Origin of the sequence: Roseivirga pacifica, from assembly GCF_900111145.1 — a bacterium.
GTDB lineage: Bacteria > Bacteroidota > Bacteroidia > Cytophagales > Cyclobacteriaceae > Roseivirga > Roseivirga pacifica.
Genome location: NZ_FOIR01000001.1, coordinates 692,645 through 716,187, shown reverse-complemented (window position 1 = coordinate 716,187; position 23,543 = coordinate 692,645). Strand labels below are relative to the sequence as shown.

The 23,543-nt window shown below is 41.3% G+C and carries 22 protein-coding genes; 5 read left to right on the top strand and 17 right to left on the bottom strand.

Going from position 1 to position 23,543, the window contains the following annotated elements; translation table 11 throughout:
- Positions 1-6 precede the first annotated feature (6 nt).
- From BMW98_RS03320 to BMW98_RS03300, 5 genes are all read left to right on the top strand, one after another.
- A complete protein-coding gene (locus tag BMW98_RS03320) occupies positions 7-768 on the top strand; it encodes a hypothetical protein (RefSeq protein ID WP_090256962.1) in 762 nt (253 codons plus the stop codon).
- A 92-nt stretch (positions 769-860) separates the two neighbouring features.
- Entirely contained in the window at positions 861-1,622 is a 762-nt protein-coding gene (locus tag BMW98_RS03315) for a hypothetical protein (protein ID WP_090256961.1), read from the top strand.
- Between the two features lie 114 nt (positions 1,623-1,736).
- Complete coding sequence (gene mobF / locus BMW98_RS03310) at positions 1,737-4,484, top strand: MobF family relaxase (protein ID WP_090256960.1); 2,748 nt, start codon at positions 1,737-1,739, stop codon at positions 4,482-4,484.
- Positions 4,408-4,824, top strand: a complete 417-nt coding sequence (locus BMW98_RS03305; protein ID WP_139177380.1) for a hypothetical protein — start codon at positions 4,408-4,410, stop codon at positions 4,822-4,824. Before mobF ends, BMW98_RS03305 begins: the two co-directional genes overlap by 77 nt.
- 20 nt (positions 4,825-4,844) lie before the next feature.
- On the top strand, positions 4,845-5,315 hold the full coding sequence (locus BMW98_RS03300; protein ID WP_090256958.1) for a hypothetical protein: 471 nt from the start codon (positions 4,845-4,847) through the stop codon (positions 5,313-5,315).
- 481 nt (positions 5,316-5,796) lie between these two features.
- Here the strand turns inward: BMW98_RS03300 and BMW98_RS03295 are convergent, their stop codons facing one another.
- The 17 genes from BMW98_RS03295 to BMW98_RS03220 all read right to left on the bottom strand — a co-directional run bounded on the left by BMW98_RS03295 (position 5,797) and on the right by BMW98_RS03220 (position 23,509).
- A complete protein-coding gene (locus tag BMW98_RS03295; RefSeq protein ID WP_090256957.1) occupies positions 5,797-6,003 on the bottom strand; it encodes a hypothetical protein in 207 nt (68 codons plus the stop codon).
- A gap of 79 nt (positions 6,004-6,082) precedes the next feature.
- On the bottom strand, positions 6,083-7,651 hold the full coding sequence (locus tag BMW98_RS03290; protein WP_090256956.1) for a hypothetical protein: 1,569 nt from the start codon (positions 7,649-7,651) through the stop codon (positions 6,083-6,085).
- Positions 7,652-8,325: 674 nt separating this feature from the next.
- On the bottom strand, positions 8,326-10,824 hold the full coding sequence (locus BMW98_RS03285) for a heavy metal translocating P-type ATPase (protein ID WP_090256955.1): 2,499 nt from the start codon (positions 10,822-10,824) through the stop codon (positions 8,326-8,328).
- 16 nt (positions 10,825-10,840) lie between these two features.
- Positions 10,841-12,142: an APC family permease gene (locus tag BMW98_RS03280; protein WP_090256954.1), complete on the bottom strand. Its 1,302-nt coding sequence runs from the start codon at positions 12,140-12,142 to the stop codon at positions 10,841-10,843.
- Positions 12,143-12,153: 11 nt separating this feature from the next.
- A complete protein-coding gene (locus tag BMW98_RS03275) occupies positions 12,154-14,496 on the bottom strand; it encodes a multicopper oxidase domain-containing protein (RefSeq protein WP_090256953.1) in 2,343 nt (780 codons plus the stop codon).
- A gap of 91 nt (positions 14,497-14,587) precedes the next feature.
- Positions 14,588-15,346 carry a hypothetical protein gene (locus BMW98_RS03270; protein ID WP_090256952.1) on the bottom strand — a complete coding sequence of 253 codons (759 nt, stop codon included), beginning with the start codon at positions 15,344-15,346 and terminating at the stop codon, positions 14,588-14,590.
- A 28-nt stretch (positions 15,347-15,374) separates the two neighbouring features.
- Entirely contained in the window at positions 15,375-15,827 is a 453-nt protein-coding gene (locus BMW98_RS03265; RefSeq protein ID WP_090256951.1) for a DUF2231 domain-containing protein, read from the bottom strand.
- Positions 15,828-15,842: 15 nt separating this feature from the next.
- A complete protein-coding gene (locus BMW98_RS03260; RefSeq protein ID WP_090258196.1) occupies positions 15,843-16,301 on the bottom strand; it encodes a YybH family protein in 459 nt (152 codons plus the stop codon).
- Between the two features lie 494 nt (positions 16,302-16,795).
- Complete coding sequence (locus BMW98_RS20385) at positions 16,796-16,936, bottom strand: hypothetical protein (RefSeq protein WP_162844665.1); 141 nt, start codon at positions 16,934-16,936, stop codon at positions 16,796-16,798.
- A gap of 213 nt (positions 16,937-17,149) precedes the next feature.
- Entirely contained in the window at positions 17,150-17,941 is a 792-nt protein-coding gene (locus BMW98_RS03250; RefSeq protein ID WP_090256949.1) for a cation efflux transmembrane domain-containing protein, read from the bottom strand.
- Positions 17,942-17,948: 7 nt separating this feature from the next.
- Positions 17,949-18,155, bottom strand: coding sequence for a GDCCVxC domain-containing (seleno)protein (locus BMW98_RS20575; RefSeq protein ID WP_090256948.1), 207 nt, complete (start codon positions 18,153-18,155; stop codon positions 17,949-17,951).
- 16 nt (positions 18,156-18,171) lie between these two features.
- The gene (locus BMW98_RS20690) at positions 18,172-18,258 is read right to left on the bottom strand and encodes a hypothetical protein (RefSeq protein WP_353956743.1); all 87 of its coding nucleotides are present in this window, start codon (positions 18,256-18,258) and stop codon (positions 18,172-18,174) included.
- Positions 18,259-18,287: 29 nt separating this feature from the next.
- Entirely contained in the window at positions 18,288-18,908 is a 621-nt protein-coding gene (gene merTP / locus BMW98_RS03240) for a mercuric transport protein MerTP (RefSeq protein WP_090256947.1), read from the bottom strand.
- Positions 18,905-19,279 (bottom strand): ArsR/SmtB family transcription factor, encoded by a 375-nt coding sequence (locus BMW98_RS03235; RefSeq protein ID WP_090256946.1) that lies wholly within the window; start codon positions 19,277-19,279, stop codon positions 18,905-18,907. Before BMW98_RS03235 ends, merTP begins: the two co-directional genes overlap by 4 nt.
- A gap of 74 nt (positions 19,280-19,353) precedes the next feature.
- A complete protein-coding gene (locus tag BMW98_RS03230) occupies positions 19,354-21,858 on the bottom strand; it encodes a heavy metal translocating P-type ATPase (RefSeq protein ID WP_090256945.1) in 2,505 nt (834 codons plus the stop codon).
- Position 21,859: 1 nt separating this feature from the next.
- Positions 21,860-22,291 carry a Fur family transcriptional regulator gene (locus BMW98_RS03225; protein ID WP_068215923.1) on the bottom strand — a complete coding sequence of 144 codons (432 nt, stop codon included), beginning with the start codon at positions 22,289-22,291 and terminating at the stop codon, positions 21,860-21,862.
- A 12-nt stretch (positions 22,292-22,303) separates the two neighbouring features.
- Positions 22,304-23,509, bottom strand: a complete 1,206-nt coding sequence (locus BMW98_RS03220) for an efflux RND transporter periplasmic adaptor subunit (RefSeq protein WP_090256944.1) — start codon at positions 23,507-23,509, stop codon at positions 22,304-22,306.
- Positions 23,510-23,543 lie beyond the last annotated feature (34 nt).

The following is a 23,543-nucleotide window of genomic DNA, read 5'->3' as shown; positions in this document are numbered from 1 at the left end:
ATATCCATGAAACTATCAAACAAAAATATTTTCAATGCATTGTCACTAATTGGGGCAATGCTAATACTATCAGCCACTGTCATTTCTTGTGAAGAGAAAGAACAATTGATAGGAGACAACTATGAGTATGTTTTGCTGATTGATGTATCTATGTCGTATGAAGGCTCAAAGGCCACACTAAATGGGAATGACCTACATGCTTCACTAATGCAAGAAATGGGGATCGAGCAGAATTCCCCAACCAGTAATGGGGCCAGAATTCACTTTTCATACATGGGCAAGTCCTATCTACCAATTGTGAGTAAAGCCGAGTTAGAGCCGAAGATATGGATGTTAAACCCCAGAGATGATAGAATAAATGAAGTCAATGCCTTTTATGATCTATCTAGGCAACGAACCAATGATTTACTGTCTCGAAATGCCACAGATCAAATAAGTAACCTCTACAGAGGGATGCTAAATGGTCTATCCCAAATAGACCATTCCGCTCAACATCGAAAAATGATTGTTTTTGCAGACTATATAGAATCGTCGATAACGATGGAAATGGGAGAAGACTATTTTAAGGAGCCTGGAAAACTTCAAACTGATTACGAAAAACTCAAAGACCTGTTGGTTGCATCAGAAACTGTTTCAGATGCATTCGAAGGTACTGAGATTGTCTTGATCTGTCCTGAGAACTCTCTCGTTACTTATGAAGCTGCCAAGTTTTGGAAGCGTTTTTATGAGGAACATAATTTAGTCGTGTCCATAAGGTCTAGCTACTAAATAATCCCCAACTCTATTTAAAGTACTCTCCAAGGCTTGGTAAAGGCCTTGCCTTGGATCGCTTTGCCTTCTCAAAATCAAACCTTACAGCTATGATAACCAAGAAATCAAATCAAGACTTCAAACCCAGAAAAAAGTGTTTTGGTGACAGTTCCGTTTTTTTCGGTGCCACCAAGACTGAGGTTTACAAACTCCTATTCAATAATCCACCCCTGGCTCTTTTAAGGCTATTGGGTCAATGGGTCGAATTTACGACAGCAGTGTTGGCCAATTGTCAAAACACAGTCTTTAGATATCGGTTTGGATTATTAAATCAAGGCATAATACTCACTTTCTGTTCTGTAGGACTTGCCCTGATTGCCAATTCGGAACATTCTTATCTGGTCTTAGGCTCTTTTTCTTTGCTGATATTGCCCTTTCTACCATTCATACAAGATTGGGATACCCTATATTCTTGGATATTTGTTGATATACGAAGCCTCCCTCTTCTTGTGTATTCCTGCCTCTTACTTCTGGCAGGTCTTGTAAATACAACCATGATTTACATCGGAAAAGGCAATCCGGATGACATGAGTAAATCTGGAGAAAGCTTGATTCTATTAGGGCTAAATAAACTTTTCTCAAAAATCAAAAGACTCACCAAAGGGCGGCTGAAGCTGAAAGCGAATGAGTTTGTAGTTAATACTTTTATTGAGTGTGGAATCACGGCATCTATCGGCTACTACTTTTGGTCGGTGGCACAAGACCAAACATTTGGATTATTCTGCTTCTTAATGTCCAGCGCTGAGTTCATTACTCAAATCAAATCTAAAACAGCTCAGCTTAATCGTCAGGCTTATTTGAATGCTTCGTGAAAAGCATTCTTACAACCTTGACGTGTATGTCAAAAACAGATACAAACTATCTATCAACAGCCGGACTCCGTCCAGCGACCGTAAACAAATCACCTACATATTAAGACAAGAACGATGCTTGGAATTAATGTTTTCAAGGATGTGAAATCTGCATCCGATTACTATATCAACCTTTCTCATGAGAGTGCTTATTATTTAGAGCATGAGGTTAAGGCGACTTGGTTTGGTAAAATCAGCAAGCGCATTGGCTATGATGGTGTCCAAGTCAAAAAATCAGATTTTATCAGCTTTGGCAAAGGACAAGTTCCAAATTCAGATATCAGCTTTAAAGTAAGAAAGGTAGATAATGCCAGAAGCTATTACGACTTCACCTTCTCCGCTCCCAAGAGCGTATCATTGCTTTTCGGATTGACCAAGAATGTAGCCATCCATGAATGTCATATTCAGGCATATAAATCCGTTTTGACGGAGATCGAGGCAAACGCCCAGAGTCAGCATAATTCAGCGACTCAAAGAGGATGGGAAACCTGTGGTGAGCTCCTAATTGCCAATTTTGACCACTTTTTGAGCAGGCCCAGTGAGATAAAAAAGGATGGAAAAACTATATATGTATCAGATCCTCAAATGCATACGCACTGTCTAATCCCAAACGTAACATTTAGCCATATCAATAACAGGTTTCAGGCCCTTGAGCTAGGCAATTCAGTTCATCGACAGGCCAAATATTTCGAAGCTGCTTACCACTCACATTTAGCCAAAAACCTTGAAAAATTAGGCTTTAGGACTAGGATCACCCGTGATCGTTTCGAGCTTGTTGGCATCACTCGCGAACAAATCATGCTTTACTCAAATAGAAGCAAGACCATAGATCAATTCGCTTTAGAAAATGGAATTTCAGACAAGTCCAAACTGGCACTTCTAACCAGAAATGCCAAAGCAAAAGTAGTTGGAGAAGAAGAGCAGTACGAGAACTGGAAGAGCCGATTGAGTGAGAAGGAATTTGAGGCGCTATTCAAGTTAAAAAGCGAGACAATACATAAAATAGACAGTGTTTCAGCTGATCAGGCCATTGAAAAATCAATTCAACACCACTGTGAAAGGAACTCCGCTTTTAAGCAAAGTGATGTCCTCGCATACGCGCTCAAATTGGGTTATGGCACATTGTTGCCTGAAGATGTTAAAGCAGCTTTAGGAAGGAGGGGTGACGTTATCAAAGCTGAAATTGACACGGTTCCTTTTCTAACAACAAAGGAAATGATCAGGCAAGAATCTGAACTTGTCATGCGGGCCAATGAGGGAAAAGGTACTTTCACTCCAATCTTTCAGGACTACACGCCTAAGCAACACCTATTGAACGATCAGCAGAAAAATGCAGTCAAACAAATTCTGAACTCCAGGGATTTTATAACAGCCTTAAAAGGGAGTGCCGGGGTAGGAAAAACAACATTATTGACTGAAGCTAGGGATGCCATTGCTCTATCCGGGAAACAATTATTTAGCCTAGCACCCTCTTCTCAAGCTGTCTCAGTTTTAAGGGGTAAGCATTTCAAGGCTGAGACAATCGCTGGGTTCCTTAAGAATAAAGCTCTTCAAGAGAAAGTTTCCGGACAGGTAATACTGGTTGACGAAGCAGGAATGTGTGGCACCAAAGTTACCAATCAAATTTTGGCCATTGCCAAAGAGAAGAAGGCCAGGTTGATTATGTCTGGAGATACTTCCCAGCATGTTCCGCCTGCTCAGTATGGTGATGCTATGCGGCATTTGCTTGAAAAGGCAAAGGTCAATACTGTTACGGTCAATAAAATAGTTCGGCAGCAAAATGAGCCTTATCGTTCAGTTGTACAGTCCCTCGCCAAGAATAGAATCTACGAAGGCTTCAAGAAGCTGGACAAGTTGGGAGGGGTAATTGAAGAGCCTGATAGGGATAAAAGACTCGACAAAATTGCAAATGCCTATCTCGACACTATTAAATCTAAAAAATCATGTCTCGTAATCAGCCCAACTCATAAAGAGGTCAATCTGGTAAATAACATCATTCGCCAGAACCAAAAAAAAGAAGGGCTAATTAAAGGAAAAGAACGTGAATTCAACAGACTACAGACTTTATCCTTCACAATAGATGAGAAAAGAGAAAAGGCCAATTATGAGCCTGGAATGGTTCTGAGGTTTATTTCCAATAGCAAGGGTGATTACCGTGCCGGTGTTGAATTCGAAGTCATATGTGGCAAGAAACCAAATGAGCTCAAGGTCAGGGATAGAAAGCATGGTATGATCAAGCAATTACCCTTGCAACATGCCGATAGATTTGAAGTCTACCAGCAGTCAAAGATTCATTTAGCAAAAGGTGACCAGATAAGGCTCACGATAAACACCAAAACACAGCAGGGTACGAAAGCCCTAAATGGTACATCTTATCATGTAACAGGGTTTACTAAAAATGGCGACATCAAACTTTCCAATGGAAAGACTTTGGCTAAGGACATCGGACATATTCGTTATTCAGCATGTGACACCAGCCATTCGAGCCAAGGAAAAGATGCCGACCATGTCCTTATTTCAGTTGACCCTTCCAATGGAAGTTTTTCAAGAGAAGGTCTGTATGTTTCAGTCAGCAGAGGAAAGCATTCCGCGAAGCTCTTTACATCTGATAAGGCAGAATTGAAAAAGGCAATAGCCAAAAGCGAACAACGAATAAGCGCACATGAAATAGTACAACAGCATCAACAAACTTTGGTGAGATATCAAAGAAATCACCATCGTTCTCTCAATGAGAAGATAAGGGAACATGACCAGACCAGAAGAAGAGCACAATGGGCTTCACCGGGTATTTCAAACCAGCCAAAACCGAAAGGACATGGATAATAATGAGGGTTCCTTGGCAATACTGGATTATCAGCCTTATGCAGTGGCTCATTCTAACGAATTGGTCAAGCGCTTCTATATCCATATGAGAAGTGGCGAACGATATAGTATTCCCTACTCTCTTCTTCCCATTTTTATCCTTAAGGATAATCAGGAGCTGATCATTAAAGCCTATGAGGTTCAAATCACAATTTCCGGTAGAGGATTATCGGCCATTGAGGATGCTCTATCCAAGGAGGTTCTAACCTACATCAAAACCCACCCTTGCGGAAAGGATGATGGAGACTCATCTGTTTTTATTGAAAATATAACGCTCGAAGGAGAAAATCTTATGCACTAAATCATTTTAACCCACTAAATATGAAAAAGAATCCAGATCAAAGGGAAGACCATCTAGCACCAACTCAAATCCCCTCCTCGAATGACAACAAGGAAGTTGAAAAGGCAGGTTTAACAGATCATGAATTAAGAAACAGGTTGGATATGATAAATAAGTACAGCAGAACACCTGAAGAATCTTTCGGCATACAGAAGATTCAAAAAGAGTACATGGAGGAACTTAGAAAACGCGAGGAAGTTCGCGGAAAGGTAGCATTAAACTATTCGATGAGTGTTGAGAAAGAATTGTTGCGCGCTCCTTACGAGCAGATCCAACTTGGATATGAAAGTCAGGATCAGGAATTAAGGGATGACATTACTGCCAAGGCTAAGGCTCATTATAATACCAATAATAGCCTTTCCAAAGACTTCAGGGAGTCCAAACAGCCTGAACCTAGCTTGTTCAAGCATAGTTTTGATAAGGCTAAATATGAAAGGGCGATGGATAAGTAGATTACTTAGTAGTAATTCTAATCCGGAATGTAGAAAGTAGGCAGTACTTCCACTAATTTACGAACACTAGTATAGAGTCATTTCTTCTTTAATAGGAAAAAGGGATAGCCTTTTAAATGATCCATTTGTCTAAAAAGTGCTTTTTAATAGTTGAATTTTCTCTTCCGGAATATCTACTTAATCCCTTTCTGTGATTGGGATTTCTACCAAAAGTCTGAATAATCCCTGCTGACGAAAGAAAAACTGTAATACAATTAAGGAAAGCAAAAAAATAATCTCTACTGTCTAGTAGAAGTGCTTTGTTAAAGAAAAAGTATAAGCCAAATGAAATAATTAAGGCAAAAAGAATTAACATCCGTCTTGGAATATTCACAACCATATATAATGTCTGTGTTAGTAATAGTACAGCTGCAATGTAAAACAGTTCTGTAGTTTCGGGGTTAGTATCCATTAAATCTAGTGAGTGTTATTGTGGGATTTATTATTTGATGAATACTTCGGGTGTTGAGGCAGAAAAAACCACTTCCATATCCTTCTTTGTAGGTTGCATACTTTTATGGATTTTACCAATCCGTTTCGTAATACGATCAAACTCTTTCAAAATACTTTTAACCTCCTTTTCAGAAAGGTCTTCTTCTCTAAGTTTGGGGAAGTTATTGTGTATAAAATTAATTTCGCTTGTTTTCATATATGTCCTTTTCGTAAAATGGAAGTGCAAAGTTACACAATTTTAGTGTTTTAACAATATTTAATGTACTGAAAGTCAGTTAATAAGTGTTTTCGTACTGGTACTCAGAAAAGCTGCCATGGTCGTCTTTATCCTTAATGGTGTTTCTAGCTTTTTCGATTTTAGTCATCAAATCCTCATCCAAACAGTTAATTTGTAAAAGGATATTGTCATTAGGTAGAGCTGATGCATCATATACAAAATCACAAAGCACGTCATCCCCATTCATCATACGTGCTAACCAAATATACTTGGGGTAACTGAATAATCTTATTTTTTGTTTAAGGTTGATAAACCTTTGATCATCAGTAGAAATACTTGCATATTCTTGCTTATAGTTTACTGCTCTTAAAAGAGCTATATCCCATTGAATAGACTTTAAAGAACTTAAAAATTGTTTCTTCACAATTAGTGCTTCAATTTTCTCAACGGCAAGTTTGATTCTATAGTAGCTTACTCTAATACTTTTTTCTAGTGGTATCCACATATTCATTGCCGTAGAAATAGTGGAGGACTCTCCAGAAATTTGAAATGTTTTAAGTTTAATAGTACCATTAATGCTTTGAGGGAGGATATCAATTTTACTGAATGGACCCAACATGTCGTTGTGGGAGTATATTCGAAAAATATCATGGGCGACAAATTTAGTTTTCCCAATAAAGCCTCTTTTTGAGGCCTTACTTTTGATCCTATATCCAACAATTGTCACTAAATGGCTGTCTAGTATGTTTTCAGGGTTTCCGTAGCCAAGGAGGATAGGTATACCTGATTTATTATAAGAATAAATTAACTCTTTTAATTCACCGCTACTTATTTCTTGGTTATTTAAAGTAAACACTAGACTTGAAATATCTGAATTTTGTAGGACAGATGTAATTTGAACAGCATCAAATCCCTCTATCATGGACGTATTTGGGTTTGATAAAGAGGTACCGGCCATTTGGCTTATTTGATATGGAGACGGTAACTTTGTTTTGAACAAATGGGCAAGTTTATGGTAGGCTGACCAAATTGCAAAAGTGGCACAAACTCCTACCGTTTTATCCTGTTGTTGAAAAGCCAGTGAAGGCAGGTTTATTTGTCTCCCAAAAACATCAAGTCTTAAGTTTGGTATAACAGAATTTATATACCTCCTCCGAACATTTTCAATATAAGGGTATGGTTTTACTAGACAGACACCAAAGGGAGACACTCCTAATGGCCTTACTGTAACATATCCTAAGTAACCACTCCAAATTTCCTCCCCCTTATTTTCTTTAATGCCCCCAATAGCATTTGATACAAAGTCACTTTGGTTAAATGGACTATGAAAGAAGTGGATGCGGGAAGAAAACTTAGATATATTTCTAAAGGAGGTTGATGAATAGAACTTAAAGTCTTCCAGGTAGGATTCGCTTACATAGTTCTTTTCTATTACTATGGTTTTAGCCTTACAATGGTCTTGGTTTCCATTTCCTCCTTGATACTGGTAATCAAAGTATTTGATAAGATATCTGAATGTGAAGCTACTTTTTAGTTTGATTTCTGACTGCAGTGGATTACACTCCATTATTGCCTTAATGAGGTTCTCTTCGTTGAAGTCAAGAACTGGTGGTTTAGTGATTTCCAACCGTTATGTGTTTATTACTGAGAATTATAACAATTAATATCCTATGAATTTAGTTAAATACAAAATATAATGTATGCGTTTTTGTTGGGTGTGTGTATGTCAAAACTTAAGGATTAACATAGTTTTTACTCTACATCGATGTATACGCTGAGAGCATACTGAAACCTTGACGGATTAATCTCATGCGGTTGGTGGCATGTTAAACAACTCGAAATATGTTATTCTGAAATTCGTTTTCGGAGAGCACGTTTATTTTTCTGCACGCATATCATTTGGTTAAATTTGGGCTATTAGCATTGAGTAGTTTAAAGACAATTAAGAGTGTTTTGATTTAACAAACATATTATGGTGGAGTTTGACTAAAGTCTCACTTTTAATTTAAATAATCTTTCTTTTACCCTGGGTAATCATTTTCTTCCATTAAGCAAAGCTAGCCCCGCCCAAGTAAACACCAAGAGACTACGGCATAAAGCCAACGCTCACAAACGGCCATGCATGTTTATTCCGTTTCCTCTTGCTTTATCCCTTGGGCTTAGCAATTGGCGGCCTAAGGAAAGAAAATGGGGAGGTGTGAATGACATTGGCTTAATTGGTGGTTGCTCAAGATGGTTTTGAGATAAACTTCTATTTTTGATAAAAAGCTTGGCTTAAGCTATCAGTAGAGTTTATCTAATTTATTTTCCTCTAAGCCTCAAACTATTACCTATGACACTTACAGAACTTAGGCTCATTGCTAAAGCAGCTAGCATTGGGCTTAACAGAAGGCCAAATACAGGGAATAGAATGCCTGCGGCAATGGGTACTCCCAGCACGTTATAAACAAAGGCGAAGAATAAATTCTGCTTGATGTTTCGCATAACGTCTGTGCTCAGCTTTCTAGCCCTTGCTATGCCATCGAGTTCCCCTTTTACTAAAGTCAGGCTGGAACTTTCAATGGCAACATCTGTTCCGGTGCCCATGGCAATTCCCACATTAGCTTGTGCCAATGCTGGAGCATCATTGATCCCATCGCCAGCCATCGCCACTATTTTTCCAGCTTCTTGCAATGCCTTGACTTTTTCGTATTTATTTTCTGGCAACAAATCTGCTTCATATCCATCCAACCCTAGTTTATCAGCTACTGCTTTGGCTGTATTTTTATTGTCACCGGTCAACATGATCACCTCAAGCCCCTGATCTTGTAAATGTTTAATGGCGGGTGCAGATGTTTCTTTGATTGGGTCCGATACACCAATAAACCCGGTAATTTTCTTATCAATAACCACAAACATCACGGTTTCGCCCTCTAGCTGTCTTTTCTCTACATCTTTGTCTTGTTCAGTTTCCAGCTTAATGTCAAATTCTTCCAGCAATTTTTTATTCCCTATGGCCACCTCTTTTCCTTCAGTAATTGCCATTATTCCTTTACCGGTAATGGAGTTGAAATTGTCTATTTTTTGAGGTTTAAATCCTTTTTTCTCTGCGGCAACAACAATGGCATGTGCCAAAGGATGCTCACTGCTAGATTCTAAAGAAGCTGCTATTCTCAGTATATCGTCTTCGCCATATTTCTCCGAAATGGATTGCACATTTTGCAAGGATGGCTTGCCCTGTGTAATGGTGCCCGTTTTGTCAACCACCAAGGTAGTGATCTTGTGCATTTCCTCAATTGCTTTGGCATCTTTGACCAATATGCCCTGTTTGGCCCCCTTCCCTGTTCCAACCATAATAGACATTGGTGTGGCAAGGCCTAGAGCACAGGGGCAAGCAATTATTAAAACTGTGACGGCACTGGTAAAAGCGTACACAAATCTCGGATCTGGCCCCCAAATGGCCCAAACCGTAAAGCAAACAAGGGCAATTACCACCACAATAGGCACAAAGTAGCCTGACACTCTATCGGCCAAATTTTGAATTGGTGCTTTGGTCCGGCTGGCCTTATTTACCATCTCAATGATTTGCGAAAGCAGCGTATCACTTCCCACTTTAAGGGCTTTCATTTGAAAAGAGCTAGTGCCATTTATTGTGCCTCCAATCACACCATCTCCAACTTTCTTCTCTACGGGAACGGGCTCCCCCGTGAGCATGGACTCATCAATGGCGCTATTGCCCTGTGTAATTTCCCCATCAACAGGGATCTTTTCCCCCGGTTTGATTTTAATAATGTCATTCAGCTTGACGTGTTCGAGGGGGATGGTAACTTCTTCGCCATTGCGAATGACTGTAGCCTCAGGTGGTACCAGATTGAGTAACTCTTTAATGGCCGAGTTCGTTTGGCTCCTCGCTTTTGCTTCCATTAGTTGACCCAATAAAATCAAGGTAAGAATGACCACTGCTGCCTCAAAATAGAGATGAACGGCACCACCTTCTGATTTAAACTGGTCGGGGAATATCTCAGGAAAGAGTAAGGCGACAATACTGAAAATGTAAGCCGAACCAGCTCCCAGCGTTATGAGTGTCCACATGTTTGGAGAACGGTGGATGATTGATTTAAAACCTCTAATAAAGAAGCTTCGGCAGGCATAAAAAATGACAGGAGTACTGAGTACAAACTGAACCCAGCCCCAGGTTTTATGGCTGGCAATACCTGATAGTGAAATACCAACCATTTCACTCATGGCAATAAATAGTACAGGTAATGTAAATATGACGGAAACCCAGAACTTGTTAAGCATGACTTTATAGGCTCTAAACTCTTCCTGTTCATCATTGCCGGTTGTTTTTCTCGGCTCAAGATCCATACCGCATTTAGGACAGCTCCCCGGGCCACTTTGAACAACCTCTGGGTGCATAGGGCATGTGTATTCTACCGTTTCCGATACTGATTTTTCCTTTTCCAAATCCATACCGCACTTAGGGCAGTCACCCGGCTTGTCATATTTTTTATCTCCTTCACAGAGCATAGGACAATAATACTTTCCCTTCTCACCCCTATCCCGTTTTTTGATTTCGGGCATAGGTTTAGATTCTTTTTTGTAAGTTCCGGGAAGGTGGATGCCATAGCGGCCACCGTCATTTTTGAGTGCTTCTTTTAATGTTTCAATCGAAACATGCTCTTTCATGTAAACTGTGGCTTCTTGTTGTTCCAAATCCACAGAAACATCAGAAATACCCTGCACTTCTTTGAGGGTTTGCTCTACATGATTTCTGCAACCGCTGCAGGTCATTCCGGTAATTTGGTAGGTATGTTTCATGTTTTTGCTTTCATAATTAGAAGGAAATATTCTTGGTTTTCAGAAACCATTTTTCTCCTATGAAGATAAGGATCATTGAAATAAGCCCCACATAAATGATAAGTTGGTCGGATGTTGCCTTTAACCACAAAAATGCTCCAAGGACTACACTGTCCAGTATTATTGCGGTTACGACAATTGGAGCTTTAGCATTTACTTCCTTGCGAAGGTATCTCAACACTCCCCAATGAATAATAATGTCCATGGTTAGGTAAAAAATAGCTCCAAGGCTGGCTATTCTGCTAAGGTCAAAAAATATGGCAAGAACAATCGCGATTACAGCAATATAAACCAACATGTGTTTTTGAATTCCTCCAGGCATTCCAAAGTGGCTATGAGGAATCAAACCCATATCTGTAAGCATTGCCGTCATTCTTGAAACTGCAAAAATACTGGCTATAATGCCTGAAACTGTAGCAATAATTGCAATGCCGACTGTAAACCATACCCCGTATTTACCAAATGCCGGGCGTGCTGCCTCGGCCAACGCATAATCTTTTGCTTCTATTATTTCAGGGATAGTTAAATTGGCTGAAACTGCAAGTGCAACAAGCATGTAGGTGACCAAGCAGATGGCCAATGAAATGATAATGGCCCGCCCAACATTTTTGTTCGGCTTGGTTATTTCTCCCCCACTATTGGTAATTGTCGTAAATCCTTTGAAGGCAAGAATAGAAAGTGCCAAAGCACCAAGATAACTAACAGCGGAATAATTTTCTGACTTTTGGGCCACTACCACATCATCTAATGAAAACCCGGTTGCCCAAAGGCCTCCTAAAGCAAAAATGACTATACCGCCAATCTTTAGAATGGCCATTACGAGTGAACTTTTCCCGATAAAGTTATTGCCTGAAATATTGACCAAAAAGGCAATTACGATTAAAGCAACTGCGAGAATCGGTACAAGGAGTTCCGAATTGTCCACATCAAACAATTGTAGTACATATGTACCGAAAGTTCTGGCGACAAGGCTTTCGTTGATGATCATTGAAAATGCCATGAGCAAAGAAGCAGCGGCTGTTATGGTGGTTTTACCATATGATTTTTTCAGGATCATTGCTATTCCTCCAGCCGAAGGATATTTATTGGATACTTTGATGTAGGAGTAGGCACTGAAACCAGAAATGATCGAGCCAAATATAAAAGCGACAGGGAAGAATGTTCCCGATAGTTCTGCCACCTGACCTAACAAAGCGAATATACCGGCCCCGATCATAACGCCAGTTCCCAAAGCAACTGCCCCAGTAAGCGAGAGGCTATTTTTGTTGTATTGATCCATTCTACTCTGATTTAAAATCTTATTGATAGACCAGCCCCCATACCGAAGCGATTATCATAGCTACCTACAAGCGAAACATTCTTGGAAAGCATATACTCGGCCCCTGCGCTCCAAACCACTTCATCCGAATAGTTGGCACCATTCTCGAAGTCGTTCACTAAACCAAAATCGGCCTGATATTCATAATAGCCAAATAGGGAGACCTTTGGAAAAACCATGACCGATCTGGCCAAGCTTATTCTAGGCCTGAGCTCATTGTCCAGGCGTGCGTCCAGGCTGAACAGGTAGGGGGTTAAGTAGCGTATACCAGCTACAGCCGTGGTATTGGTGTCGTCCAAGCTTTCAGGAACAGTGTTTTCAACATTAACACCCGCAAATACAGTAAGGTAGTCATATAAATACCGCTCATAGGTGAACTCTGCTTCAAAATTGTTGTTCCAACCATATTCTGCAGAGAGGTTAAATTGATTTCGAATATTAGCAGTGCTTAAATTGATTGCCGTCATATGGGAGGCCATATCGAGCATATTGAAAGAATAGTATTGATCGGTTTCATCAATCAACTTAGACACCGGATACTCATCCATCCTTGGATCTCTTGGAGTATCGTAACTGACAATGCGCGCCATTCCCGACATCATATGGTAAAGGATATGACAGTGAAAGAACCAGTCCCCTGTTTCTTCACTACCATAAAACTCAATGGTTATTTTTTGCATTGGGGGCACATTTACTGTGTGTTTTAACGGTGAGTATTCGCCATTTTCATTGATTACCCTAAAGAAATGGCCATGCAAGTGCATAGGGTGATGCATCATGGTGAGGTTGTTAAAGGTAATTCTGGTCACTTCCCCACCATTGATTTTTATTTTGTCGGTTTCGGACAGAGGAATGCCGTTCAAACTCCAAATGTACCTTTGCATGTTTCCTGTTAGATTGAGTAGAATCTCTTTTACTGGTAAATCGGAAGAGTAAGTGGTCTTCTCAGGCGCTTTTAGATAATCGTAATTATATTCTGAAAACATAGACATACCTTCCATGTTCTGCATTTTTCCTTCTTCATCTGCCATATCCATCTCATGCATGTTATGATGTGCCATGGTTGTATCTTTAGCCATATTCATGCTGCCCATCTGGTTTTTTGAATGAGCACCATGCATGCCATGATCCATTTCCTGCATGGCCTCCATTTCGTCTTTCATTTGCATTCCCCACTTTTCCATCATTTTGTAGGGTTCGTCTTTTTTGGGATTAAACTTAAGTGCAGGCGCACCCATTTTCATGTCCATTTCGGCCATTTTCATCATCATTCCTATTTTATCAGGCCTGGGTACGTCTGGCGCAAGAATTGCATTTCCCTGTCCAAGGAATGCAGAGGTTTGGCCGGAACCGTCTTGAGCGGTAGCCCGGAACTCAATTTTTCCTTGCTCAGGTATGGTGACGATAAAATCGTAGGTTTCGGCTACTCCTATAAAGGTTTTATCATGTTTTACCGGCACAACATCAAGACCATCCGCAGAGACTAAGGTTGGGGATTCTCCTCCAAATGTCATCCAGAATGACGTTGAGGCAGCACCATTAATCACCCTGAGCCTGACTTTTTCTCCCGGCTTAAAATCCGGGTATTCTTGGGTTGTGGCTCCGTTGGTTAAAAAAGCAGGGTAGTAAATGTCTGCAATGTCAGCTCCTTCCATCCGTTGTTTCCAAAAATTCAATTGGGCTTTCAGCCCCCCTCTTGCTATTACTTGATTGAGCGGGGTTGCCGTGCCTTTTTTTATGTTGTACCACTCGGTCCCGCCCCTTAAAAAGCGTAGAATGTTATGAGGTTTTTCATTTGTCCAGTCAGACAGAACCACTACAAGTTCTTTTTCGTATTGAAAGCTTTTTTCCTTAGGCTGAATCACGATAGAACCATATACCCCGCTCTGTTCCTGGAGCATGGTATGGGAGTGATACCAATATGTACCAGACTGCCTCAGGGGAAACTCATACTTTTGGGTATGCCCGGGCTCTATGGGAGGTGTGGTAAGATAAGGAACACCATCATAAAAATTAGGAAGTAAGAGCCCGTGCCAGTGTATTGAAGTCTCCACACCCATTTCATTCTTCACATAGATCACAGCGTAGCCCCCTTCTTTAAAAGTAAGCGTTGGACCAGGGATTCCACCATTCAAAGTCATCCCCATAACCTGCTTACCGGCTTTGTCCACCATTTCTTTCCGAATGGTCAAATGATATGTGACAGTATCTGTTTGGGCGTGGGCGATGGAAACGTAGCCAAGCGATAGGATATATAGGAAGCAGATATAGCGAATGGCTTTCAAATGGCTGGCGTATATTTGTAATGTTTTCATTCTTCAATGTCTTTAATTGGTAACTGTTCAACTATGGATATTGATTATGAGAGGCAAGGCTGCACTTTGCAACCTCACCTTTACTCAAGGGTTATTCGTCTTCTAACTGCGCAATTTCAATTGAACGCAACATTAGTTTTCCGGTACCCTCTAGCATGATCCCAACAAATCCGTTTGGCATTTTGTCGCCATGACCATGCGTAACCATCTTATCGTTGAGGTAACCTTTAAAGTGTGTCCCAGCGGCAGATGCACGAAGGTTTATCCAGCCGGATGTGCTTTCAAAATCACCCTCATCAAAAATGGTTTCCTTTCCATTTACAATTCTCCCCAACTTCAGGTGGTTACCATTTATTGATACAAACTCATAATTCTCAGTGCTTTTGGCATGGTGTATCAGTTTCAATGTTCCATTAAAATTGCTGGGATCAACAGCGGCAATCATACCAATGTTGCCGTAGGTTTTGTGGAATACAAAGGCTGTTGGAGTTCCATCTGCCGTAAGTTCCAGTGTACTAACACCTTCGGTTTCCACCATTTTGGGTGCAATGTTCTGCGTTGCTCCTGTTATGTAGTGAAAGTCTGAGGCCAGCAAGGCAACAGCATCACCGCTAGGAGTCCAAATACTGGAACCTCCATTGTCCGGTGCTTCCTCGCCATGTGCATGTCCACCCATTTCTTCACCATGTGCATGCTGGGCAGTCTCATTCTCAGGTTGATGGTGAGCCGAAGCTTCCTCATGTTCAGGCATAGATGAGCTATCGGTCTTCTTTTTACCGTTACAGGAGCTCAAACTCAAAATGCCCGCTAAAAACAGTACTGTATAAACTATTGTTGTTCCTTTTTTCATCGTTGATGTAATTAGATTTTCGTTAAAATTATTTTGTTGTACCCACTCCATACTTATAGACCAGCTTTCCTCCCAGATCGGCTGTTTTGGCAACCAGCACCATGCCCGTTGCACCAAGTATGAACAGAAGGATCAGCACCCATTTTTTCTTATCAAGTCGCTGCCAAAAGATAAATAATCGCAGCAGGGCATAGCCACCCAGGTAATAGAGCGTATAATGTGCCCAGTCAGAATGCTTGCTGGCTGTTACCTCCCCTTGCATGGGTACAGAAACCAAGTCAATGGCCTGGCTACCACTTAGAAAAGCTGCCAAAGCTGAAATGGCCCCTATGACATACATCCATATAGCTGCCCTTCTAAGCCATTCTTTGGTCCTGAAAACCAAAGAAAAATCGAACAGGACCGCCACCATCCATAATGCTATTGGAAAGTGGATGATCATTGGATGCAAGTTCGGAGCCCAATCTGGTATAAAATCCATGTCGATCTGGGTTAATTATTTGGCATTTCTTGAAGAGGTATGGGTCATCATTATTTTCCATTCCCCATTTTCCTTCTTTAGAATAGAAGTGGCCACACCTGATTTCTTTATTGTTCTATCACCTTCGGGTAATACTATGGTGTAGATGTAGGTTTCGGTAGTAAAAGCATAAGGTAGATCCAGCTTTGTCTCTACTTTATAATCCGAGAACTTGAAAGATTTGAATTGACCAAGTTCCGGCCCCAAATGATGCTCCAGGTAGTGGACAAATGTACCTTCAACTCCACCCGATTCAAATACTTCAGAATCTTTAGTGAAAAAGTTTGTCAGCCCTTTAGTACTCAAGCTCTCAACCCCTTCTTTATAGGCTTTCATTACTTGTTCTGCAGCTTTTGTATCGTTATTACTTTGTGCGTTAACAGATACAGCTCCTATTAATAATAGAGCGATGAATATGGATAATTTCGTTCTCATGGTTTTGTTTTTAGTGGTTACTAATGTTTGATATCTGATGATTCTATCTTGCTCATTCTCACTTCGGAAAACAGCGTTTCGAATCAAATTAATTGCGCATGCCACCCATCTTCTGGGTACTGCGTTTCTAAATTTTACATGTAAAGTATGGTGACTCTATTTTCTGAAAATCATCATAAAACTGAGTGATCAGATGGTCTGAAGTTAGACCAAAGAGTATAGTAGATATGGGCAATATTTAGTAAAGCCAAATTGGCCTATCCTTGACAATGCCGTTAGGGTATTCTAAATAAGAAAAGTTTGAAACAAGATCTGTTTACTATGATCCTGAAATGGAGGAGGTAAATTATGATAATATCTTAATTGGCTAAAATCCCTTTCCAGTTTCTGCTCTGTGAGGGAAGTAGCTGCATGAAATAACAACACCTTCGTTGCCGATTGGAAAGTATAACTAGGTACTTTCTCTTTTATTAGTTGCGAAAAAAATTGAGACGTTACATCACCACAACAGTTATCATCCCCATGTGTTCCATGGCTATGATCTCCAGAATGCCCACCGTCATCATGGCTATGCTCATCAGAATGATGAGTAGAAGCACTTGCTTTAAGAGATGTTGGTTCGATTCCAATTTCACAGAATAGGTTCAACAGGAAAACCCCCAAGATGGTAAACATCAGGGAGTAGCTCAGGCCAAACTTTTTTCTATGCAGGGTATTGATCATTGTATCAAATATACGGAGCAAAGGTGATTTTAAAAAATGTTAAACGATTCGGCCTTAATAAGGATAAAAATTAAAATGGGGACTCAAGGGGGATTTTGACTTTTTCTTCCGATACACCTACTTTTTTACCTCGCCAATTTCAATATCCTAATTGCCCCTCGCATCACAAAGGCGAAAACAATGCCTCCAATCGCCAGATCCGGCCATTTGCTATCCAGAAAATAAACCAATACCCCAGCCAGAATCACTCCTCCATTAACGATGATGTCATTGGAGGTAAAGATGGCACTGGCCTGCATGTGGGCTTCCTCACTCTTGGCTTTGTTAATCAGCCAGAGGGAGACCAAGTTTCCAATGAGGGCCAGTATTGAGATTATGACCATCCATTGAAACAAGGGTGTTTCGCTTTCATTGAAGAACCTGCGCAATACTTCTGAAAAGCCTAGGAGTGCCAATCCTATTTGAAAATAACCACTGATTCTGGCTACCTTTTTCTTACGAGATATGGCTGCACCAACAGCAAGTAAGCTCAGGCCGTAAACAATGGAATCAGCCAGCATATCCAGTGAGTCGGCCACCAAGCCCATAGAGCGGGATATCCATCCGGTAGTCATCTCTACTACAAAGAAAGCGAAATTGATGCCCAGCACCCACCAAAGTATTTTTCGCTGGTGCGATTCGTCAGCAACTAAAGGCATATCAGCTTCTTCCGTAGCCTCCAGCCTGTCTTTGAGGTTGAGTTCGCTAATGGCTCGATGGATTTTTCCAACTTCTTCAGTGTGATATACCTCCAGTTTGCGATTGGGGATATCAAATAAAAGTCGCTTTACCTCATTATAAGGTTCCAGCTTCATCCGGATCATCTGCTCCTCAGAAGGGCAGTCCATTTTGGTGATATGGAAGGTACTTTTTTTCATAGCTTTTTTAGCAACAACCCTTGTCTCGCTGAATGGGCGGACATTTTTCCGAACCATAGCTGCAAAATACACAGCAGTCCCCTTGCTTTGGTTTCAGAACGGTTTTACAGTTTTCGCACTTATAGAAGAATTGACAAGCGTCAGTTGGCATTTCCTCTACTTTTTGATGCCCGCAGTTTGGACAAGTGATTTTTGATTTTAAGATGACCTTCATTTTTCTATAAGCTTTTTTAAACCATATGTGATATGTCGGAAGAAAGGGTTGGGTAAGAGAATACCATGCTTTTCAGTTGGCTGGTTTTCAAGCCAGCGTTCATCGCCATTGCAAACAGGTTAATGGTTTCTTCTACTTTTGGCCCGTAACCTTATAGCCAGTTGAGTTAATTGCCTTTTCAATTTGTATGTTGCTGGTCCTTGTTTGGTCAAATTCGACAATTGCATTTCCATTTTCGTAGGAAGCATTGACTGATATTATTCCGTCAAGTTTGTTCACTTCATGTTTTACGTGTTCTGCACACCCGTTGCAGGTCATGCCGCTGATTGTAAACTCAATGGTTTGTATATCCGCCTTGTCAACAACCATTATTTGTTTATTATACTTTGGGTAGAAAACATCGGCATACAGAGGAAATGCAAGCATGAGTGCTGCAAAAACAGTAACGATTCCCAGAAATGTTTTGGATTGCCAAAAAGAAGGTTTTCCTGCCTTGCCGGCAGGCAGGTCATCGTCCTCGCAAGCACATTCTATCTCTTCTTGTGATTGGGGTTTCAATCTCTGATACCAGGCAAAGCCAAGAACCAAAACGGTCAAACCAATTAAATACGGCCTGAAAGGCTCAAGCCAGGAGAAAGTTGAAGCAATCCCGCTTGTTCCCGCAATAAGGGCTAAGACCGGTGTTATACAGCACAATGAAGCTGCAATAGCTGTCACGAGCCCGGCTCCGGCTAGTTTTTTATTTGATCTCATATCGTTTCCAATATTTGGTTTTCATCAAGAATGTTGAAAAACGGGATCATCAGTTCTTCGTAAGTTTTTGTCAAAGAGTAAAAAATGGTTTGTGCTTCCCGTTCAGTCTGAATGAGCTTTCTGTCTTTCAGTTTACGTAAATGTTGGGATACCGCTGAGATGTTCATTCCAAGAATGTCACTCAGGTCGCAGACACAAAGCCGTTTTTCTTCGTAAAGTAGGTATAGGATTTTTAACCTCACATTGTTACCCGCCAAAGCTAGTCCGTTGGATAAATAGTGGAATGTGTCATTAAGCTCTGAAACCCTGTCTTTACAGCGGCTTATTTGTTCAGGGTCTGCCTGTTGTCTTACGCAAGAGTTGTGATCCATGCTTACAAAGGTAGTTTATTTGCTTATTTAAGCAAATTCTTAAATACATTCCTCAAGAGGGCAATAGAGAATCCTTAGTTTCTCTTATACCCCAACAACCTCAGCGCATTAAATACCACTACCAAAGTGGAGCCTTCATGGATGAGTACTGCAATACCGATATTGGCAAAACCGAAAACCGTGGCGGGTATCAACAAGGCTACTATTCCCAAACTAACCCAGAGGTTTTGCTTGATAATGCCTTTGGCCTTTCTGCTTAAACCGATAGCAAAAGGTAAAGTCTCAAGCTTGTCGGCCATCAGGGCAATGTCGGCTGTTTCCAGGGCTACATCACTGCCTGCTGCTCCCATGGCAATACCTACGGTGCTATTGGCCATGGCCGGGGCATCATTTACGCCATCACCTACCATCGCCACTTTGGATTCTTTTTCCCTGAGTTTTTTGATGGCTTCTACTTTTTCTTCAGGCAGCAAGCTGCCCCAGGCATCCGTGAGTCCAATCTCCTTGGCCACTGCATCGGCTACTTTCTGGTTATCTCCCGTAAGCATGATCATACGCTTAATTCCGATTTTTTTGAGTTGCTCCAGGGTATTTTTAGCTTCCTTTCTAGGGGTATCCATCAGGGCAATGATGCCAATGTATTCGTCATTTTGACGGATCAGCATGGTAGTATTGCCATCTGACTCAAGTGACTTTACTTTTTCTTCTATTTCATTGGATGGCTTTTTGTCGTCCAGGGATTCAAACAGGTCCAGGTTGCCGATGTACACTTTGTCATCACCCAGGGAGGCCTTAATCCCTTTGCCAAGCACCGCTTCCAGGTCTTTCGCCTCGGGTATGTCAACACCATCCAATCGCTCTTTCCCATCCCGAACCACGGCTTTGGCCAGTGGATGGTCACTGAGGTTTTCTACGGCTACTGCTATTTTCAACAGTTCTTCCTCGTTTACATCACCCAAAGCAACTACTTTAGTGAGCTTGGGCTTACCTTCAGTTAGCGTTCCGGTTTTGTCAAAAGCCAGGGCGGTGAGTACCCCCAGATCTTCCAGCGGACGGCCACCTTTGATCAGCACCCCGCCTTTGGCTGCCCGGGCTACTCCGCTCAGCACTGCGCTCGGAGTGGCTATGGCCAAAGCACAAGGGCTGGCTGCCACCAATACGGCCATTGCACGGTAGAAGCTTTCGCTAAAGCTCTCATCTATGACCAGAAAAGCGAAATTGAGCAACACGACCAGTACCAATACGGACGGTACAAAATACTTCTCAAATTTATCAGTAAGCCGCTGCGTAGGTGATTTCTGGGTCTGGGCTTCATTAACCAGCTTGACCAGTCGCGAAAGCGTAGAGTCCTTCGCCACTTTAATCACTTTGATTTCCAGCGTATTGTTGCCATTGATGGTACCCGAAAAAGCTCGGTTCTCGTCTTTGATGTCTTTTTCCTGCGACCAGTCTTTTTCGGGATTATCCACCGGTTCTTTATCTACCGGCACACTTTCCCCTGTTATCGGGGCCTGATTAACACTACTTGTACCGCTGACCACCACCCCATCGGCTGAGATTTTGCTATTGGGCTTCACCACGATGATGTCACCGATGCTCAATTCCTCAATACCGACTTCTTCGGTCTTACCATTTCTCTTGAGTAATGCTGTTTTAGGAGCGAGCTCTGCTAAAGCAGCAATGGATTTACGGGCTTTGTTCATGGCGTAGTGTTCCAGCGCATGGCCCATACTGAAAAGAAATAGCAATAAGGCACCTTCTGCCCATTCGCCTAAAATTGCTGCACCAATGGCTGCCACCAGCATGAGAAAGTCAATTTCAAAACCTCCTTTGGCCACTGTTTGAATGGCTTCTTTGGCCGTAAAATATCCGCCAAAGAAATATGCTCCGATGTATAATGCGAGGCTCACCCAGGAAGGCACAGCCTCTACATAAGACAATCCAAAGCCAATTCCGAGCAATGCTCCACAGATAATGGAAAAAATCAGCTCCGTATTTTTACCGAAAATGCCACCATGCGAATGTTCATCATCTTCACCTTCCTCATGGTCATTGCGGTCTTTTTCTTCATTTTTTCGCACTTGTTCATCGTCTTCAGCAGTCTTTCTTATGTACCGTTCGACTTCTACTTCTGTGGTAATGATGTCTAGGCCGTCTTTACGCAATGATTTAAGGATTTCGGCTTCATCTATTTTTGCGGTTTCAAATTCTAATCCAATCATGCCCGAAGCAGACACTGATGATTGAAGAACACCATCTAATCTATTGAGTGTTTCTTCAATTTTTCTAGCATGACGGGTATGACGAATTCCTTCGACTTCAATCATTCTATGCCCATATTTATCACCAATGGAAGCCCCAGCCCGTTTAGCTAATTTTTGAATCTGATCAATCGAAATTAGTTCGTGGTTATAATGAATGCAAAGCTGTGGCACACCATTATCTGTTACATCAGCCACATGCACTTTTTCCAGCCCGTTTTTACCCTGAAGTTGCTCGATGAGTTTTTCTACGCATTGGTCTTTTTCATCAGTCACTTCGGGAAGTATCAGGGGAATTTTTATCTGTAGTTTTTTCATGTTAGTTGTTTTTTGGAATGGTTGAACAGACATCACAAACTCCTTTCACTACCAGGTTGGCTTCCTCCGGTTGATATCGTTCAGGCAATTCTATATTGGGTATTTTGTAGCTGGTCAGGCATTTGGTTTGTCCGCATATTCTACAGTGAAAATGCAAATGCAAATCCCTTTCTATTTCACATTTACAACCATCTTCGCACAAAGCATACTTGGGCACACCGGTACCATCATCAATACTATGTACCATCCCATTTTCTTCAAACACCTTCAATGTTCTATAGAGGGTTGTCCGGTCAGATTTCTCAAATGCCTCATAGATATCTGTAAGGCTCACGGCAGCTTCTCTTTCAAGCAAGTATTCCAAAACCAGCAGGCGCATGGCTGTTGGCTTGATACTGTGTGATTTTAAATTTTCTTCTAATGCTCTGATCATGATTTTTCTATATTAATGGCCATGCTCAGTTGAGCCTTTTTTCATTTCTGCAATTAGATAATAAGCATTGTTCCAGGCTACCCTCGCTCCCTGCGGCAAAGGTTCCAACAGGTTGATCTCTACCCAACCATCGTTGCTAACACCAGTTCTTATTTCTATCGCCCTAAATTCCCATTCTGTTTCTTCTTCTTTTCGTGCTTCAGCCAGAAAGATGTAGGGCTTACCTTCCTCTTCAATAATGGCTTCTTCCGGTAGCGCCTTAACTGTTTTACTTTCAGTATGGATTTTTCCATTGATGTACATACCCGGTATTAGAAAATCTTCTTTGCTTTTTATTTCGGCATGCACATGCACCGCCTTGGGATTTTGCTCAAATTTTTTACCTACCGAATAAATTTCTGCCGAAAGCTGAGAGTCCGGCACAGATTCTATGGTAAAGGAAATTTTCTGTCCTTCTTTCACTTTATATACATCTTTCTCAAATACCATAAGGTCGGCATGCACATGATCTGTATTAACAATCATGAACATTTTGGTTTGGGGTTCTACAAACTGCCCTATCTGTATCAGCACTTTTTCAATGTTGCCACCAATGGGGCTGACTACCGGCACATTTTGGTAAATGTCACCTTCTCTCACTGTTTTAACATTGATACTCAATTGTTTTAACTGAGCCTCTAGTCCTTTTACCTCACCCTGTATAGACTGATAATCGGCCAGGGTTTCCTGATAGGCTTTTCCCGAACCTACTTCTTCTTCATATAGCCTTTTTTGCCGCTGCATTTCCTTCTCAAGGTATTGCAGTCGACCATAAGCTTTAACATAATTGGTTTGCAACTGGGTAATATTAGGATGAGAAATGTAGGCCAATACCTGCCCTCTTTTAACCTTATCTCCTTCGATTACTTTAATTGAAGTCACGTTTGCACCAAGTATGGCCGTTACCGTGGCCTCATACTGAGGGGGGACTTCCAGTTGCCCGTTGGCTTCTACTGTGCCGGTCAGCGCCCGGGTAGGCAAGCTGTCCACTTTCATCCTGAGGCTGTTAAACTTGAGAGCCGACAAATGAACCACTCCCATTTCTTCTTCACCATGACCTCCTTCCTCTTCGGTATGGCTTTCTTGTTTATCCTCAGTGTCAGCCGACTTGCTGCCGCAGCCCGTAAATACCGATACCATAAGTGCCAGTGCCACTATATATATGATTTGCTTTTTCATTGTGCTTCTATTTTTATATCTGATGATCAGTTTA

What these genes read in the sequence shown, in the direction of transcription:
- BMW98_RS03270 (WP_090256952.1), bottom strand. Translation starts at nt 15,346, where the DNA reads ATGAAAAAAGGAACAACAATAGTTTATACAGTACTGTTTTTAGCGGGC.
- BMW98_RS03300 (WP_090256958.1), top strand. Translation starts at nt 4,845, where the DNA reads ATGAAAAAGAATCCAGATCAAAGGGAAGACCATCTAGCACCAACTCAA.
- BMW98_RS03220 (WP_090256944.1), bottom strand. Translation starts at nt 23,509, where the DNA reads ATGAAAAAGCAAATCATATATATAGTGGCACTGGCACTTATGGTATCG.
- BMW98_RS03295 (WP_090256957.1), bottom strand. Translation starts at nt 6,003, where the DNA reads ATGAAAACAAGCGAAATTAATTTTATACACAATAACTTCCCCAAACTT.
- BMW98_RS03285 (WP_090256955.1), bottom strand. Translation starts at nt 10,824, where the DNA reads ATGAAACATACCTACCAAATTACCGGAATGACCTGCAGCGGTTGCAGA.
- BMW98_RS03235 (WP_090256946.1), bottom strand. Translation starts at nt 19,279, where the DNA reads ATGGATCACAACTCTTGCGTAAGACAACAGGCAGACCCTGAACAAATA.
- BMW98_RS03305 (WP_139177380.1), top strand. Translation starts at nt 4,408, where the DNA reads ATGACCAGACCAGAAGAAGAGCACAATGGGCTTCACCGGGTATTTCAA.
- BMW98_RS03280 (WP_090256954.1), bottom strand. Translation starts at nt 12,142, where the DNA reads ATGGATCAATACAACAAAAATAGCCTCTCGCTTACTGGGGCAGTTGCT.
- BMW98_RS20575 (WP_090256948.1), bottom strand. Translation starts at nt 18,155, where the DNA reads ATGAAGGTCATCTTAAAATCAAAAATCACTTGTCCAAACTGCGGGCAT.
- BMW98_RS03265 (WP_090256951.1), bottom strand. Translation starts at nt 15,827, where the DNA reads ATGGATTTTATACCAGATTGGGCTCCGAACTTGCATCCAATGATCATC.
- BMW98_RS03225 (WP_068215923.1), bottom strand. Translation starts at nt 22,291, where the DNA reads ATGATCAGAGCATTAGAAGAAAATTTAAAATCACACAGTATCAAGCCA.
- BMW98_RS03230 (WP_090256945.1), bottom strand. Translation starts at nt 21,858, where the DNA reads ATGAAAAAACTACAGATAAAAATTCCCCTGATACTTCCCGAAGTGACT.
- BMW98_RS03315 (WP_090256961.1), top strand. Translation starts at nt 861, where the DNA reads ATGATAACCAAGAAATCAAATCAAGACTTCAAACCCAGAAAAAAGTGT.
- BMW98_RS03250 (WP_090256949.1), bottom strand. Translation starts at nt 17,941, where the DNA reads ATGAAAAAAAGTACCTTCCATATCACCAAAATGGACTGCCCTTCTGAG.
- BMW98_RS03320 (WP_090256962.1), top strand. Translation starts at nt 7, where the DNA reads ATGAAACTATCAAACAAAAATATTTTCAATGCATTGTCACTAATTGGG.
- merTP (WP_090256947.1), bottom strand. Translation starts at nt 18,908, where the DNA reads ATGAGATCAAATAAAAAACTAGCCGGAGCCGGGCTCGTGACAGCTATT.
- mobF (WP_090256960.1), top strand. Translation starts at nt 1,737, where the DNA reads ATGCTTGGAATTAATGTTTTCAAGGATGTGAAATCTGCATCCGATTAC.
- BMW98_RS03260 (WP_090258196.1), bottom strand. Translation starts at nt 16,301, where the DNA reads ATGAGAACGAAATTATCCATATTCATCGCTCTATTATTAATAGGAGCT.
- BMW98_RS20690 (WP_353956743.1), bottom strand. Translation starts at nt 18,258, where the DNA reads ATGAACGCTGGCTTGAAAACCAGCCAACTGAAAAGCATGGTATTCTCT.
- BMW98_RS03275 (WP_090256953.1), bottom strand. Translation starts at nt 14,496, where the DNA reads ATGAAAACATTACAAATATACGCCAGCCATTTGAAAGCCATTCGCTAT.